The organism is Vibrio sinensis (assembly GCF_003605645.1).
Lineage (GTDB): Bacteria > Pseudomonadota > Gammaproteobacteria > Enterobacterales > Vibrionaceae > Vibrio > Vibrio sinensis.
The window spans coordinates 35,301-50,472 of the sequence record NZ_QVMU01000018.1 but is presented as its reverse complement, the minus strand read 5'-3'; the positions used below and the strand labels follow the sequence as shown (position 1 = coordinate 50,472).

General features: G+C 43.7%; 10 protein-coding genes and 5 tRNA genes. 10 read left to right on the top strand and 5 right to left on the bottom strand.

What is annotated here, in order from left to right:
* Window positions 1-25 precede the first annotated feature (25 nt).
* The 4 genes from ubiK to DZ860_RS16370 all read right to left on the bottom strand — a co-directional run bounded on the left by ubiK (window position 26) and on the right by DZ860_RS16370 (window position 5,295).
* The gene (gene ubiK, locus DZ860_RS16385) at window positions 26-277 is read right to left on the bottom strand and encodes a ubiquinone biosynthesis accessory factor UbiK (RefSeq protein WP_120033458.1); all 252 of its coding nucleotides are present in this window, start codon (window positions 275-277) and stop codon (window positions 26-28) included.
* 174 nt (window positions 278-451) lie between these two features.
* Window positions 452-3,577, bottom strand: a complete 3,126-nt coding sequence (locus DZ860_RS16380) for a multidrug efflux RND transporter permease subunit (RefSeq protein ID WP_120033455.1) — start codon at window positions 3,575-3,577, stop codon at window positions 452-454.
* An 11-nt stretch (window positions 3,578-3,588) separates the two neighbouring features.
* Entirely contained in the window at window positions 3,589-4,695 is a 1,107-nt protein-coding gene (locus DZ860_RS16375; protein ID WP_120033452.1) for an efflux RND transporter periplasmic adaptor subunit, read from the bottom strand.
* Window positions 4,696-4,713: 18 nt separating this feature from the next.
* Window positions 4,714-5,295 carry a TetR/AcrR family transcriptional regulator gene (locus DZ860_RS16370; RefSeq protein ID WP_120033449.1) on the bottom strand — a complete coding sequence of 194 codons (582 nt, stop codon included), beginning with the start codon at window positions 5,293-5,295 and terminating at the stop codon, window positions 4,714-4,716.
* A 225-nt stretch (window positions 5,296-5,520) separates the two neighbouring features.
* Here DZ860_RS16370 and rep point away from each other — a divergent pair, with 225 nt between their 5' ends.
* Window positions 5,521-7,539: a DNA helicase Rep gene (gene rep, locus DZ860_RS16365; RefSeq protein ID WP_120033446.1), complete on the top strand. Its 2,019-nt coding sequence runs from the start codon at window positions 5,521-5,523 to the stop codon at window positions 7,537-7,539.
* Window positions 7,540-7,593: 54 nt separating this feature from the next.
* Here rep and DZ860_RS16360 read toward each other — a convergent pair whose 3' ends face one another.
* A complete protein-coding gene (locus tag DZ860_RS16360) occupies window positions 7,594-8,007 on the bottom strand; it encodes a c-type cytochrome (protein WP_120033443.1) in 414 nt (137 codons plus the stop codon).
* 289 nt (window positions 8,008-8,296) lie between these two features.
* Here DZ860_RS16360 and DZ860_RS16355 point away from each other — a divergent pair.
* The 9 genes from DZ860_RS16355 (at window position 8,297) to DZ860_RS16315 (ending at window position 15,114) form a co-directional block, all read left to right on the top strand.
* A tRNA-Arg gene (locus DZ860_RS16355) sits at window positions 8,297-8,373 on the top strand.
* A gap of 34 nt (window positions 8,374-8,407) precedes the next feature.
* Window positions 8,408-8,483: transfer RNA gene (locus tag DZ860_RS16350), tRNA-His, on the top strand.
* Between the two features lie 55 nt (window positions 8,484-8,538).
* Window positions 8,539-8,615: transfer RNA gene (locus tag DZ860_RS16345), tRNA-Pro, on the top strand.
* Between the two features lie 47 nt (window positions 8,616-8,662).
* Window positions 8,663-8,738: transfer RNA gene (locus DZ860_RS16340), tRNA-His, on the top strand.
* A gap of 53 nt (window positions 8,739-8,791) precedes the next feature.
* Window positions 8,792-8,868 (top strand) — tRNA-Pro (locus tag DZ860_RS16335).
* A 765-nt stretch (window positions 8,869-9,633) separates the two neighbouring features.
* On the top strand, window positions 9,634-11,349 hold the full coding sequence (locus DZ860_RS16330; protein WP_120033440.1) for a dipeptide ABC transporter ATP-binding protein: 1,716 nt from the start codon (window positions 9,634-9,636) through the stop codon (window positions 11,347-11,349).
* Window positions 11,350-11,434: 85 nt separating this feature from the next.
* A complete protein-coding gene (locus DZ860_RS16325) occupies window positions 11,435-12,988 on the top strand; it encodes an ABC transporter substrate-binding protein (protein ID WP_120033437.1) in 1,554 nt (517 codons plus the stop codon).
* A 207-nt stretch (window positions 12,989-13,195) separates the two neighbouring features.
* Window positions 13,196-14,173, top strand: a complete 978-nt coding sequence (locus DZ860_RS16320; protein WP_120033434.1) for an ABC transporter permease — start codon at window positions 13,196-13,198, stop codon at window positions 14,171-14,173.
* A gap of 2 nt (window positions 14,174-14,175) precedes the next feature.
* Window positions 14,176-15,114, top strand: a complete 939-nt coding sequence (locus DZ860_RS16315; RefSeq protein ID WP_120033431.1) for an ABC transporter permease — start codon at window positions 14,176-14,178, stop codon at window positions 15,112-15,114.
* The last annotated feature ends 58 nt before the right edge of the window (window positions 15,115-15,172 follow it).

Here is a 15,172-nt window from a genome sequence, read left to right as displayed (position 1 = left end):
TGCTTTCCTTTGTTAGAGCATGAGATTATTTGTCCGCTAACTTTTCTTCTAGTTCAGCAAGTTTCTTTTCCATCTCATTAAGCTTTTGGCGCGTACGTAGAAGTACTTGAGTTTGAACATCAAATTCTTCACGGCTAACGACATCAAGCTTATTCAATTGACCTTGAATTACTTGGCGGACTTTTTGGTCAACATCAGAGCCAAGATCTTTAACTGGCTGTGGCATTGAATCATGAATTTGTTTCGCGATTTGTTCTAACTTTTTTGGATCAAACATGGTGATAGTCACTCCTGTATCGTTGCATTCATTCTATTTAAACGTGGTTCGAATGTCGCTAGTTCAATAATAAAAATCAGAACAATTCCGTGTTGTGTCGGTAAAGCTCAAATCGGCTTCGAAAAAAAAGGCCACCGAAGTGACCTTTAGATAGGGATATTTTAACTCAATACCTTAAGCAGGCTTGTTTGAACGATCGCGATGTACCGCTTTTGCTTCATCAATACGCGCCAATTTTTCCAAATCTTTATCTTCAACAAAGACAGGTAATGGTTTGTGTTTTTCAGCAAGGTAGCTGTAGATAACCGGCAGTACAAACAACGTAAAGATGGTACCAATCGCAAGACCTGCCACGATAACAATACCAATACTAAATCGTTGTGCAGCACCAGCACCTGTGGCGAACATCAGAGGAATAAGACCTGCGATCATCGCTGCCGTCGTCATTAGGATTGGACGAAGACGCACTTTCGCTGCCGCCATTACGGCTTCAATACGAGACAGCTTATTATGTAACTGCTCTTCTTTCGCTACTTCACAGATTAAAATACCGTGTTTGGTAATCAAGCCAACCAAGGTAATTAAACCAACCTGCGAGTAGATATTCATCGTTGCCGCACCCCATGCGAGGGCAATCAACGCACCACAAATTGCCAATGGTACAGAAACCATGATAACGATCGGATCGCGAATCGACTCAAATTGAATCGCCAATACTAGGAAAATAATGGCAAGAGCAAGACCAAACGTCGCATACAGAGCACTTCCTTCCGTCACATACTGACGAGATTCACCCATGTAGTCGTGGTTATATCCTGATGGCAATTTTGACTGTGCTATATCTTCAAACCAAGTAATGGCATCACCCATTGCAACTCCAGGAGACGGAACCGCACCCACGGTAGCGGAGTTCAACTGGTTGAAGTGAGGTAATGAACGAGGCTCAGCAACCACATCAATCGTCACTAAGCTGCCCAGAGGAATCGCTTTGCCATTCGCTGCTCGAACATAGTAGTTATCCATTGATTCTGGGTTTAGACGCCATTTACGCTCTACCTGAGGAATAACCTCGTACGAACGTCCATTAAGGTCGATACGGTTAACATAACCGTCAGACATCATGGTGCCCAAAGTAATGCCGATATCTTGCATCGTAATGCCGTAAGCACCCGCTTTGTCTTTGTCGATGCTGATTTTCATCGTCGCAGAATCGTAGTTCAGATCGAGATCTGAGTATACGAAAAGAGGACTCTTCATTACGTTGGTTAGAATATCACTCGCAATCGTGAACAAGCTTTCAAAGCTATTTGGTGTCGTGATAACGAACTGGATAGGTAGACCAGAACCTGCACCCGGAAGCTCTGGCATCTGGAATGCCGTTACTGCCATACCAGGTACGTTAGCAACAAGGTCGCCCACACGTTTTGTGACTTCAGCTTGGCTCGCTTCTCGTTGACTCCATGGTTTTAATGTCGCAAGGCCGAATGCTTGGTTTGCATTTGGAACCCCTGTGAACACCTGAGCGAATTCAACTTCTGGCTGTTCAGATAGAATTTTATTCACGTCATTCATGGTGTTTTGCAAGAAGTCTAGGTTGGCATTCGATGGACCTGTACCCAGCAGAACGACCACGCCTTTATCTTCCGATGGAGCAAGTTCACTTGGAATGAACTTGAACAAGATAGGTAAACTTGCAAATACGATTAACGCAAAGGCAATAACCACAGGACGATGCATCATGATAGCTGTCAACATGCGCTCATAGCGGTTTGCCATACTATCCAACGCACGGTGAACCGTAGCTTCGAATTTGCTCGGCTTGTCCGTGGACTTGAGCATTTTCGAACACATCATTGGAGAGAGAGTTAGTGCGATAATACCTGAAACAAAAACCGCGCCCGCTAGGGTTAATGCAAACTCTTTAAACAGGGAACCGGTAATCCCACCCATTAGAGCGATTGGCGCGTATACCGCACCTAGCGTTAACGTCATAGCGATAACCGGAACAGCAATCTCTCGAGTACCTATGATCGCGGCTCTAAACGGTGATTCGCCATCTTTAATATGTCGGTCAACGTTTTCAAGTACAACGATAGCATCATCCACCACCAAGCCGATGGCCAGAACCATTGCCAGTAGTGTCATCAAGTTCCACGAGAAGCCCATTGCCTGCATTACCATGGCCACACCAATCAAAGAGAGTGGGATAGTGACAATTGGGATAACAACCGCACGGAATGAACCTAAGAAGAGGGTAATTACGATCAATACGATAACGGCCGCTTCTAAAATGGTTTTCACCACCTCATTGATCGACTCATTGATTGCAATGGTCGAGTCATACATGATGTTCATTTTAATATTGCTAGGAAGGTTACGTTCTAATTGAGGAAGCAACGTCAACACATCAGCAGCAATATTGATTGGGTTTGCACTTGGAGCGGCGTTGATTGCTGCAACGACAGCCTCTTTACCATTTGCACTTGCACGGTAAACATCGTGGCTTTTCGCTAGAGTAACATCGGCAATATCGCCAAGGCGGATTACTTCACCACTATCGGTTTTTACCACCAATGCTTTGAGTTCATCAACGTTAGATACTTGTGTATCAGCACTACCGTTATAGAGAACAAATTCACCGGTTGCCTGACCCGTTGCCGACTGATAGTTGTTCGCGTTAAGCACACCCATCACATCAGTCGCGGTTAGGTTAAGAGCACCCATTTTAAAAGGGTCTAACCAAACGCGTAGGGCATACTTCATACCACCGTACAGATCGACTTTCGATACGCCGTTAACCGTAAATAGCTGTGGGTTAATTACACGTTCAAGGTAGTCTGTGATTTGGCTAGAAGAAAGCTCATCACTGGTAAAGCCGATATAAAGAACCGCGGTTGTCGAGCCAGTCGACATGGTTACCGTTGGATCTTCAGCTTCTTTTGGTAGTTGAGAACGAACGGAGTTGGTCTTGGCCAAAATATCAGACAGAGCCGCATTCGGATCGGTATTTAACTTCATGTTGACGGTAATGGTTGAACTACCCAAAACCGATGAAGAAGTCATATAGTCAATATTGTCAGCTTGAGCGACGGCCTGTTCCAGAGGCTGAGTAATAAAGCCTTGGATTAGGTCCGCACTCGCACCGTAGTAACTTGTGGTTACTGTAACCACAGTATTGGTCATTTCAGGGTATTCACGAACCTGCATTTTGAAAATTGCTTGTAAACCAAGCAAAGCAATCAAAAAGCTGATCGATACCGCCAAAACTGGACGTTTAATAAAAACATCAGTAAAGCGCATGATGCCTCCAATTAGAGCATTGGTGTTTCTGCCGGTGGTGTAGTCGCATTACTTTCAACAATGCGAACCTTTACGTGGTTACTTAAACGGATCTGACCGGTTGTGACCACCACATCGCCGGGTTTCACGCCTTCTAAAATATGCGCGACACTACCAGTACGCTCACCCACTTTAACTACTTGTTGTTTCACACGTTTCACGCCATCTTCTTCGGTAACGATATAAACGTTATCGCCATATAGCGTATAGGTGATTGCAGTCTGTGGCAGAGTGATTTGGTTTTCTAGCTTAGGTAAAATGATCTTCGCTCGAGCGAACATACCACTACGCAATTGACCATCGCTGTTTGGAATGTCTGCTTGAACTTGGATAAGGCCACTTTGTACATTAACCGCAGGTTCGATAGCAGTAATTGAACCTTTGAATGCTTTTTCTGGGTAAGAATCGACAAAAATATCAACCGGCTGGTCAAGCTTGATAAGGGATATGTCGTTTTGAGGAATGGTAAAGCGTAGACGCATTACACTGGTATCTTCGAGGCGAACAATGTCGCTACCAGCTTGTAGATATTGACCGAGGTAAACATTACGAATACCAATAACACCTGCAAATGGAGCTTTGATTTCACGGCGGTCAATCGAGGCTTTTAAGCTTTCAACATCCGCAAGTAGTGAGAAGTAATTCGCTCCAGCTTCATCGTAAGCTTCTTTAGAAACAGAGCCTTTCTTATAAAGACCTTGGTAGCGTTTGTACTTAGCTTGTGCAGCAGGCAGTTTGGCTTGAGTACTTTTCAGGTTGGCTTTTTCAACTTCTGAGTCGAGTTCAATCAGCGGTTGGTCTTTTTCAACTTGAGTGCCAGACTCAAAACTGATTTTATCAATCACGCCACTTGTTTCGCTCGCGACTGTGACCCCTTGATTCGGCTCGATGAAACCAATGGCCTCAATGACTGGAACCCAATCGACCGAATGAACGTCAGTCACCGTAACCGGGAAATCTGGTTCTGGGCGATTAGCCATATATTCAGCAATCTTCTGTTGCTTGAAAAGATTGAAACCTATCACACTACCAAATAGCAGTACGGCGATAAGTAACATAAAGAAAGTCCACTTTTTCATTCTAATTAGAACTCCAAGTTAATGATTGATTATTGCATCCCAACTGGCTTCAATGACCGCATCAAGGGCCGCATCATCCAGTTGATAGAATCCCAAGGCATGTTTGCGCGACAGTGTTACGCTTGCTTCAAAGCTCAAAACAAAAAGCACTCGGCTATCAAGCTGCTTAATAACTCCTTGCTCCTGACCCTCAGTAAATAGGCGCTCCACTTGGGCAAACATTTCTCGCTCGAGTTCCCGAGTTTTTTTATCGTTTGTGACCGGAAGAGATTCATATTGGACTCGATTGCTTAATGCACTCATGTTAGAGGACGCTAAATTCCAGATGTTTAACCACATGGTTCGAAAGCGTACTTCTAACGGCATTTCATCGTTAACCCCAGCTTGAACAGCGGTTGCTATACGCTGGGCAACATGCAAACGCACTTCATTTAGTAAATCCTCTTTGTCGGAAAAATAGCGATAAATAGTGCCAGCAGCGACTCCAGCTTCGTTGGCCACTTTTTGCATCGACAAGCCCTGAAATCCGGACTCAGCAATCAGTTTTTCTGCTGCTGTTAATATTTGTACTTGCTTATCTACCGAAGATTTTCTAGACATTTGCCTATCTATAATGAATGAACGTTCATTCATTATAGACTAAAGTATATACATCTATGCAATAGAGTATGGCCTGAAATTTGTAAAAATCAGGTTAATTGCCTTTATTTTCATTTGATTGGGTTTAATCGTTGAACCTTGGTGCGCTGCTCGAGTTTTAATCGTAGCAATCCCATTGTTGCGCCATTATTATAAGCGCCATTATTTTTCGTCATTGAGGCATCTATGAAGCTGAACCCCGGACAGGATCAAGCAGTTAAATATGTATCAGGGCCGTGCCTAGTGCTTGCAGGTGCAGGTTCCGGTAAGACTCGAGTTATTACCAATAAAATTGCTTACTTGGTTCAGCAATGCGGCTATAAAGCTCGCAACATTGCCGCCGTGACCTTTACCAATAAAGCCGCACGTGAAATGAAAGAGCGTGTTGGGCAAACTTTAGGTAAAGCAGAGTCTAAAGGGTTGATGGTCTCCACATTCCATACTCTTGGCTTAAATATTATTAAGCGAGAGTACAAATCCCTTGGGTTGAAATCAGGCTTTTCATTGTTTGATGATCAGGACCAATTGGCCCTATTAAAAGAGCTGACAGAAAAGCAGTTGGATGGAGACAAGGATCTCTTACGTCAATTACTGAGTACGATTTCAAACTGGAAAAACGACATGCTCACTCCTGACCAAGCAAAAGGGTTGGCAAAAGGTGAGCAGGAACAGTTGTTTGCATTCTGTTTTGAAATGTATCAGAAGCAGATGAAAGCATATAACGCGCTTGATTTTGATGATTTAATTGCTTTGCCCGTGTGGTTACTAAAAACCAATGAAGAGGTTCGTCAGCGTTGGCAAAACCGCATTCGTTATTTGCTGGTGGATGAGTATCAAGATACCAATACCAGTCAATATGAATTGGTAAAACTACTCGTGGGCGAGCGTTGCCGACTAACGGTGGTTGGTGATGACGACCAGTCGATCTATTCATGGCGCGGAGCTAAACCGCAGAACTTAGTCTTGCTTGGGGAGGATTACCCTAATCTACGTTTGATTAAGTTGGAGCAAAATTATCGTTCAACGAACCGTATATTGCGCTCTGCAAATATCTTGATTGCTAACAACCCTCACGTCTATGAGAAGAAGTTATTCTCTGAACTACCCGATGGAGAGAAACTCAAAATATTATTGGCGAAAAATGAAGATCATGAAGCAGAACGAGTTACCGGTGAAATCATTGCGCATAAATTTTTAAATCGAACCGAGTATCGTGATTACGCCATTTTATATCGTGGTAATCACCAATCTCGCTTGATTGAAAAGTCGCTAATGCAAAACCGAGTGCCTTATAAGCTTTCTGGCGGAACATCATTCTTTGCTCGTGCTGAAATCAAAGACATGATGGCGTACTTACGAATCCTAGTGAACTCTGATGATGACAATGCTTTCTTACGCATCGTGAACACGCCGAAACGTGAAATAGGGCCTGTAACCCTAGAGAAGCTAGGCAGTTACGCTAACATGCGTGGCAAGAGTTTATTCGAAGCGAGCTTTGAAATGGGCTTAGAGCAGCATCTGTCTGGGCGAGGGTTGGAGAATCTACGCCGATTTACCCATTGGTTAGTGAAGATTGCCGATCAAGCGGAGCGTGGAGATACCGTTGAAGCAGTACGTTCTTTAGTGCGGGATATTCATTATGAAGACTGGTTGTATGAAACCTCTTCTAGCCCAAAAGCCGCAGAAATGCGTATGAAGAACGTTTCTGATCTCTATTCTTGGATTGTGTCGGACCTTGAGGGGGATAACTATGATCAAGAAGAGAAGAACCTGAAAGAAGTCGTACAACGCCTCACACTGCGTGACATGATGGAACGTGGGGAAGAAAATGATGATAGCGATGCGGTTCAATTGATGACGCTACACGCGTCTAAAGGGCTGGAATTTCCTTATGTCTTCTTAATTGGTGCTGAAGAGGGGATTTTGCCTCACCAAACCAGTATTGATGAAGATAACGTCGAAGAAGAACGACGATTGATGTACGTGGGCATTACCCGAGCACAGAAAGAGCTGACGTTCACCATGTGTAAGGAACGTCGTCAGTATGGTGAGTTACTTAAACCAACTCAAAGTCGTTTCTTAGATGAACTGCCGTTCGATGATGTGGATTGGGAGCAAAACAAAAAGCCCGTTACACAAGAAGAGCGAATGGCGAAAGGGCAGGCGCATATTGCCAATATAAGATCGATGTTCAATAAAAAATAAACAAAGGCTTGGTCAATGACCAAGCCTTTTTCTTTGAAGCAATATTGAGAGGGTTTATAAGCCAGCAATCATGTGTTCGATAGCGGCGATGATTTCATCATCAGAGCAATCCATGCAAGAGCCTTTTGGTGGCATAGCATTAAAACCGTTAATCGCATGGTTGTTTAAGACTTCAGTGCCTTGAGCAATACGAGGGGCCCAATCTGCCGCGTCACCTAGTTTAGGTGCACCGCTGACACCGCTAGCATGACAAGCAATACAGAATGTGCCATAAACACTCGCGCCATCACGTGGGCCTGTCTGAACGACGACGACCGGCTCGCTACCTGCTAAATAGACATTACCAACGGGTTGAATTCGTTCAACAATAGAGTCGTGCTCTGCTTGACTGACAGTTGCTGCAATAGAGGCACTAGCGAAAGTTAGCGCCGCGACCAAAACGGTTAAGATTTTTCGAGACATATCCATTAAACTCACTTTACATTCCTAAGGGTAAGTTCGTGCTTACCTAATTATTAGAGTGTGACTGATGTGTATGCTTTAACGCTGTTAAAACAATGTAAATATTGAGTGATTATATCCCGATAAGTTGTTGCAATAAACCACTACATACTCGCGACAAGGGTTACATCACATCCCTATTTGTTGCTTATTACTGTTATATTGCCGAAAAAGACAGCAGTCAGGAAAAAAAGTAAAAAAAACACTAGACGGCATAGTGTGATATCCGTATTATTCCTCTCCGCCGATAGGGCATGCGCCCGTAGCTCAGTTGGATAGAGCGTTGGCCTCCGGAGCCAAAGGTCGAAGGTTCGAATCCTTTCGGGCGTACCATGTGCCTCGGAAGTATTATCGGTAAAAAACAGTGGTGGCTATAGCTCAGTTGGTAGAGTCCCGGATTGTGATTCCGGTTGTCGCGAGTTCAAGCCTCGTTAGCCACCCCATTATTCAGGTAGCATTTGCTTCCTTTCTTGATTAAAATCGAGAAGAAACTTTAGTCGGTGAATAGCGCAGCTTGGTAGCGCATCTGGTTTGGGACCAGAGGGTCGGGGGTTCGAATCCCTCTTCACCGACCACTATTTAGTTTGTGGCTTAGATTAAGCGATAGACAGAAGAAATTGTGGTGGCTATAGCTCAGTTGGTAGAGTCCCGGATTGTGATTCCGGTTGTCGCGGGTTCAAATCCCGTTAGCCACCCCATTATTTAGGTAGCTTTGCTCCCTTTCTTAATGAAAATTAAGATAAAACTTTGTCGGTGAATAGCGCAGCTTGGTAGCGCATCTGGTTTGGGACCAGAGGGTCGGGGGTTCGAATCCCTCTTCACCGACCACTACACTAAGCCCCAGCAGAAATGCTGGGGCTTTTTTACATCTGTCATTTAATGATATTAGAAATATTAATTTGAAAGAGTGCGCGCTATAAAGAGATATTCTAATCAGCGCAGAATTCTCTACACCCTATCTTCAGGCCTTAGCAGAAATGCTAGGGCCTTTTTATTGCTTATAAATATTTTGATACCCATTGCCTTTTAATATCCACGAAAAGCGGCATTATTTCTTTTTCCAACGATTCTGCTGTCTTTAATATTCTATATGACTATTCATGAGTGACCCTAAGCAACTTATGAGTACTTCATTGAATGATTTAACTGCCAATTCCTTATGTTTTTGGTGTCTATGCTGGATTCGGTCTTTTATGGAGATCTAATTGTCTGAAATAACACTACTTCATTGATGTTATGTATCGTCACTGTTAACGATTAAGTATGCGATTTATATGTTTGAGTATGCAGTTTGCTTTGGTAGGCCTTTTAGCTATTTAGCCTGTTTTAATCATTTTAGTGGTGTTTTTGACTGGTTATACCATTAAGTAAGCTAAGAATATGACAATGAATGATCCAAAGGTTATGCATAGATATTTTGATATGCTGCTTGTTTTTTGTTCCATTTCGACTTTTTATACTGTGTTTGTTGCTTTTTTGTGAAATATTTGCCAAATTGATGCTCTTGTAAATTGTCAGAACACTGTTCTGGCAAAGAATGGATTCATTTTTACAGACAGGGCAGAAAACTGCCAAAGCAGTAGAGGTCTGGTAATGTCACTTTTAGAAGTTAAAAACCTTCGTATTGAATATCCGTCACGTCATGGTGTGCATGCGGCTGTTAAGTCGCTGTCATTAAATATTGAACGTGGTGAAATTGTTGGTGTTGTTGGCGAGTCTGGTGCGGGGAAATCAACGGTAGGTAATGCCGTCATTGATTTGTTAAGCCCTCCAGGTTTGATCGCCAGTGGTGATGTTTATCTTGAAGGAGAGAAAATCTCTGGTTTATCCCCAGAGCAGATGCGCAAAGTGCGTGGTTCAAAAATTGGTTTTATCTTCCAAGATCCGATGACTTCGTTGAACCCTCTTTTTACGGTTGAACAGCAGTTAAAAGAAACCATTCACGCCAACATGTCGGTGACAGATGAAGAAGCTTATCAGCGTTCATTGTCATTAATGAACCAAGTCGGTATCCCACAACCTGAAAATCGTTTGAAACAATACCCTCACCAGTTTTCTGGTGGTATGCGTCAGCGTGTTGTGATTGCGATAGCGCTAGCCGGCGAGCCCGATTTAATTATTGCAGATGAACCGACCACGGCTTTAGATGTTTCTATCCAAGACCAAATCTTGAGTTTGATTCGTGAGTTGTGCATTAAGAACAACGTAGGTTGTATGTTGGTTACCCACGATATGGGTGTTGTTTCCAATGTAACGGATCGCGTTGCGGTAATGTACCGTGGTGATTTAGTTGAATTTGGCCCCACGGCTAAGGTTCTTGGCGATCCCGATCATTCCTATACTCGCAGCTTAATTTCAGCAGTGCCTCGTTCAGATATTAAATTGTCTCGTTTTCCTTTGGTGAGCTACATAGAAGAAGCGCACGAAATGGAACCGTTAGACGTTAAAAATCACTGGTTAGGGCAAAGCCAAGATCAGCGCTCTTATGAGGGTTCTCTATTAACCGTTGAAAATGTCAGTCTACGCTTTGTGACGAAAGATTCATTGTTTGAAAGTCGACGTGAATACGTTCAAGCATCTAACAATGTCAGTTTTGATGTGATTGAAGGTGAGACTTTCGGTCTTGTTGGGGAATCGGGATCGGGTAAATCGACTATCGCTCGAATTATTGCCGGTCTATATGCACCGAACTCAGGACGAGTAACCTTTGAGGGAACCGATTTAACGGCAATGACCTCTGAAAAGCAGCGTCGTCCTTTACGTCGCCAAATGCAGATGGTGTTTCAAAACCCATACTCTTCGATGAATCCACGCATGAAAATTTTCGATATCATCGCAGAACCTATTCGCTTTCATAAACTTACCAATAGTGAAGCAGAAACGCGACAGATCGTTAACGATCTGTTAGATCATGTTGGTTTAGGCAGAATGGCAGGCGTGAAATACCCACATGAATTTTCTGGCGGTCAGCGTCAACGTATTTCTATCGCGCGCGCTCTTGCTACAAGGCCACGTCTACTTATTTGTGATGAACCGACTTCAGCATTGGATGTATCGGTACAGGCACAGATTCTGAACTTACTTAAAGACCTTCAAGATGAGCTCAACCTCACCATGTTATTTATTAGCCATGATTTGCCGGTTATTCGCCAAATGTGCGACCGCGTTGGTGTAATGAAGATGGGTACGTTACTTGAAGTCGCTCCTACTGAACGTTTATTTACTGCTCCGCAGCATGAATACAGTAAACAACTTATTTCTTTGATGCCGGAATTTACCGGATTAAGAGAAGCAATAAAAACGGCATAAGTCGTGGATGGCAGGCAGTAGCTTCGCTATCAATTTGATGCAAACACAACAATTAGGGATTGGATCCCGCATAAGGAGTTATGCAATGAAAACCATGAAAAGCAAATTAGCAGTGGCGCTAATGGCTGCAGGTCTAAGCTTTAACGCTATGGCAGCAGATATTAAAGTTGGCTACGCAGCTGACCCAGTATCTTTAGACCCACATGAGCAGCTATCTGGCGGTACGCTGCAAATGTCACACATGGTATTTGATCCACTTGTTCGCTTCACCCAAGAGATGGATTTTGAACCTCGTCTTGCACAAAGCTGGGAACGTATTGATGACAAGACTATGCGTTTCAAACTACGTGAGGGAGTGAAGTTCCACTCTGGTAACGCACTAACTGCTGATGATGTAGTTTGGACTTTCGACCGTCTACAAAGCTCACCAGATTTTAAAGCGATCTTCGACCCATATGAGAAGATTGTGAAAGTGGATGATTACACTTTTGACCTAGTGACCAAAGGTCCATATCCATTGGTTCTTCAAACGGCGACTTATATCTTCCCAATGGATAGTAAGTTTTATTCAGGTAAGACCGCTGATGGTAAAGATAAATCTGAGTTAGTGAAACACGGCAATTCTTTTGCATCAACTAACGTTTCTGGTACTGGTCCATTTATCGTGACTGAGCGTGAACAAGGCGTAAAAGTCGAGTTTGAACGCTTTGGTGATTACTGGGATACGGAATCAGAAGGTAACGTAGAGAAGCTTACGCTTGTACCAATCAAAGAAGATGCGACTCGTGTAGCTGCACTACTTTCTGGTGGTGTGGATATGATTCACCCAGTAGCACCGAACGACCATAAGCGCGTGAAGTCGGCTGAGGGCATCGATCTTGTGACGCTACCGGGTACTCGTATCATCACGTTCCAAATGAACCAAAACAGTAATGAAGCATTAAAAGATGTACGTGTACGTCAAGCTATTGTGCATGCGATTAACAACGAAGGTATCGTGAAGAAAATCATGAAAGGCTTCGCGACTGCGGCAGGCCAACAAAGTCCTGACGGTTATGTCGGTCATGATACTGCACTGGTACCACGTTACGATCTGAAAAAAGCTAAACAGCTGATGAAAGAAGCGGGTTATGAAGATGGCTTTACTCTGAGCATGATGGCACCGAACAACCGTTACGTGAATGACGCTAAAGTGGCACAAGCGGCGGCGGCAATGCTATCGAAAATCGGTATCAAGGTTGATCTTAAAACCATGCCTAAGGCGCAATACTGGCCTGAGTTTGACCTGTGTGCAGCAGATATGTTGATGATCGGCTGGCACTCAGATACAGAAGATTCAGCGAACTTTAATGAGTTCCTAACCATGACGCGTAACGAAGATACCGGTCGTGGCCAGTACAACTGTGGTTACTACTCTAATCCAGAAATGGATGCAGTGGTTGAAGCGGCTAACATCGAAACTGATCCAGCTAAACGTGCAGCTATGCTGAAAGGCGTAGAAGCAACGCTGTACAACGATGCTGCATTTGTTCCTCTACATTGGCAAAGTGAAGCGTGGGGCGCGAAATCTAACGTGAAAGCGGCGGATATCGTTAACCCAATGGTAATGCCTTACTTTGGCGACCTAGTGGTTAAGTAATTAAAGTGAAGCGGTAAACTAAAGTAAGTGTTCACTATCAATATGTTCATTTTAAACGTTGATAGTGACACTTAATTCTACACGTTGAATGTACTTAATTTTATTTCAGTCGGATTAAGTATCAATATTAGGCTGAAAGTATCATCTGTCTTGGTTTCATGAATTTCAAGGCAGACAGAATTCTATGGATAGATAAAGGGGCAAGGAATGTTTTCGTTTCTGGTCAATCGCCTGTTTCAGGCACTGATAGTGATGTTTGTGATCAGTTTAGTGGCGTTTGCCATCCAGGATAACTTGGGTGACCCGTTGCGTGAGCTTGTAGGCCAGTCCGTTTCTGAAGCAGAGCGTCAAGCTTTGCGAGATGATCTCGGTCTCAACGATCCCTTCATTACCAAATATACTCGATTTATCGGTGCCGCCCTGCAAGGGGATCTCGGTACTTCGTACTTCTTTAAACGTCCGGCGGTGGACGTTATTCTTGATAAGTTAGTGGCCACTCTCGAGCTTGTCTTTGGTGCAGCAGTGATCATTATTGTCTGCTCTATTCCGTTAGGGGTTTACTCTGCGATTCACCCCAAAAGCTTTTTCACCAAAGTTGTGATGGCTTTAAGTAGTGTTGGTATTTCTATTCCGGTCTTTTTAACCGCCATTATGTTGATGTATGTCTTCTCAATTGAACTCGGTTGGCTCCCATCTTATGGACGAGGTGAAACGGCGAATGTTTTAGGTTGGCAATCTGGGTATTTCACGCTGGATGGCTTAGCGCACTTGGTTCTACCTTGTATTTCTTTAGCCTCTATCATGTTGCCGCTATTTATTCGTTTGGTGCGTTCTGAAATGTTGGAAGTGTTGAGCTCGGAATACATTAAATTTGCTAAAGCAAAAGGACTGGCACTGAACAAAATTTATTATCAACACGCACTTAAAAATACCATGTTGCCGGTATTGACCGTGGGTGGAGTACAGATTGGTACCATGGTCGCGTATACGATTTTGACGGAAACAGTTTTTCAGTGGCCGGGCACAGGCTTCTTATTCTTGGAAGCGATTAATCGAGTCGATACGCCGTTAATTACAGCCTACGTTATCTTTGTTGGGCTTATTTTCGTTGTCACTAACACCATTGTTGACCTGATGTACGGCATTATTAACCCAACCGTTAACCTTACTGGTAAAGGAGCTTAATCATGGAACAACTTGCTGAAGCTCCGTCACGTTGGGCTCGTTTTAAACAATCGGATTTTCTGTACTACTTCTTGCGCGACAAAGTCGCCATGTTCAGTTTCTTTGTCTTTATGTGTTTCTTGGTGCTGGCGTTAGCTGCTCCTTTGATTGCGCCGACTGATCCTTATGATTTGGCATCAATAGACATCATGGACTCAGAACTGCCGCCATCATGGATGGAGGGAGGTGAAGAACGCTTCCTGCTTGGGACTGATGAGCAAGGCCGAGACATACTCTCCACGATTCTTTATGGTTCTAGACTGTCTCTAACCATTGGTTTTTTAGCGGTTGGTTTACAACTGTTCTTAGGCATCGTTATTGGTTTATCTGCGGGTTATTTTGGTGGTCGAATCGATAACTTCCTGATGCGTTTTGCTGATGTTCAGTTGTCTTTTTCAACCATGATGGTTGCCATTATTGTCTCCGCTATTTTCAAAGCGAGCTTTGGTAGTGATTTTTACAATCAATATGCGGTCATTATGCTGGTGGTGATTATCGGGGTTGCCGAATGGCCACAGTATGCCCGTACGGTTCGTGCTTCTGTACTCGCAGAAAAGAAAAAAGAGTATGTTGAAGCTGCGCGAGTGATGGGCTTCAAAGCGCCTCGTATTATGTTCCGTCATATTTTGCCTAACTGTTTATCTCCAATTTTGGTGATTTCAACCGTGCAAGTTGCGAATGCCATTATGTCGGAAGCGGCACTTTCTTTCCTAGGTCTGGGTTTGCCGGTGGATCAACCCTCTTTGGGCGCTCTGATTAGTATTGGTTTTAACTATATTTTCTCTGGCGCTTGGTGGATTACGGCGTTTCCAGGGATTGTATTGGTGACTTTGGTGCTGGTGATTAACCTCCTTGGCGACTGGTTACGCGACGTGTTTAACCCAAAAATCTATAAAGGGTGATCTTCGCTGGAGAATTGAACACTTAATCTTATTTACACTGGGGGCCGCAATGAATTGC

What these genes read in the sequence shown, in the direction of transcription:
- ubiK (WP_120033458.1), bottom strand. Translation starts at nt 277, where the DNA reads ATGTTTGATCCAAAAAAGTTAGAACAAATCGCGAAACAAATTCATGAT.
- DZ860_RS16380 (WP_120033455.1), bottom strand. Translation starts at nt 3,577, where the DNA reads ATGCGCTTTACTGATGTTTTTATTAAACGTCCAGTTTTGGCGGTATCG.
- DZ860_RS16375 (WP_120033452.1), bottom strand. Translation starts at nt 4,695, where the DNA reads ATGAAAAAGTGGACTTTCTTTATGTTACTTATCGCCGTACTGCTATTT.
- DZ860_RS16370 (WP_120033449.1), bottom strand. Translation starts at nt 5,295, where the DNA reads ATGTCTAGAAAATCTTCGGTAGATAAGCAAGTACAAATATTAACAGCA.
- rep (WP_120033446.1), top strand. Translation starts at nt 5,521, where the DNA reads ATGAAGCTGAACCCCGGACAGGATCAAGCAGTTAAATATGTATCAGGG.
- DZ860_RS16360 (WP_120033443.1), bottom strand. Translation starts at nt 8,007, where the DNA reads ATGGATATGTCTCGAAAAATCTTAACCGTTTTGGTCGCGGCGCTAACT.
- DZ860_RS16330 (WP_120033440.1), top strand. Translation starts at nt 9,634, where the DNA reads ATGTCACTTTTAGAAGTTAAAAACCTTCGTATTGAATATCCGTCACGT.
- DZ860_RS16325 (WP_120033437.1), top strand. Translation starts at nt 11,435, where the DNA reads ATGAAAACCATGAAAAGCAAATTAGCAGTGGCGCTAATGGCTGCAGGT.
- DZ860_RS16320 (WP_120033434.1), top strand. Translation starts at nt 13,196, where the DNA reads ATGTTTTCGTTTCTGGTCAATCGCCTGTTTCAGGCACTGATAGTGATG.
- DZ860_RS16315 (WP_120033431.1), top strand. Translation starts at nt 14,176, where the DNA reads ATGGAACAACTTGCTGAAGCTCCGTCACGTTGGGCTCGTTTTAAACAA.